The organism is Actinosynnema sp. NPDC023658 (assembly GCF_040639995.1).
Classification (GTDB): Bacteria; Actinomycetota; Actinomycetes; order Mycobacteriales; family Pseudonocardiaceae; genus Actinosynnema.
Genome location: NZ_JBFAAX010000534.1, coordinates 3,358 through 4,080, shown reverse-complemented (window position 1 = coordinate 4,080; position 723 = coordinate 3,358). Strand labels below are relative to the sequence as shown.

General features: G+C 71.0%; 1 protein-coding gene. It reads left to right on the top strand.

All coding sequences use genetic code 11. The features are described 5' to 3' along the window. Positions 1 to 116: 116 nt before the first annotated feature. The coding region (locus AB0G02_RS30590) for a LysR family transcriptional regulator (RefSeq protein ID WP_360800838.1) at positions 117 to 723 on the top strand (607 nt) is incomplete at its 3' end.

The window sequence follows — 723 nt, the reverse complement described above, 5'->3', positions numbered from 1 at the left end:
GGGTGATGAGGTGAACCGGGCGAAGCGGTCGTGGTGTTTCCCGCGCCGGTACTTCGACCGTATTCACGGTCTGGATTAACTGCAAGTGCAGGTAAAGCACGTCTAGGATTACCGCCATGCAATTGGACTTGAATCTGCTCGCCGCCCTCGACGCCTTGTTGGAGGAAGGCAGCGTGGCGGCGGCAGCCGAGCGCCTGCACGTCACCGCCCCCGCGATGAGCCGGAGCCTCGGTCGGATCCGACGCACGACCGGCGATCAGATCCTGGTGCGCACCGGGCGGACGATGACCCCGACGCCGTACGCGATCGCGGTCCGGGAACAGGTCCACGAACTGCTCCAGCAGGTGCGCGGCGTGCTGGCGCCGAGTCGTGAGCTCGACCTCACGACGCTCGACCGCACCTTCACCCTGCGCTGGCACGACTCGCTGGTCGCCCTCGCCGGTCCCGCACTGCTCGCGGCCGTGCGGAGGCAGGCGCCGGGCGTGCGGCTGCGCTTCATCGCGGAGTCGAGCGTCGACACGCCCGAGCTGCGTCGCGGCGAGATCGACCTGGAGGCCAACGCGGGCCTCCCCGCCGCCCCGGACGTCCGCGCCGAGAAGGTGGCCGAGACCCCTCCCGTCGTCGTCGTGCGGCGGGGCCACCCGCTGACCCGCGTCAAGACCGTCACCGCCGCGCGGTACGCCGCGGCCGAGCACCTCACCGTCTCGCGTCGCGGGAGGCTCG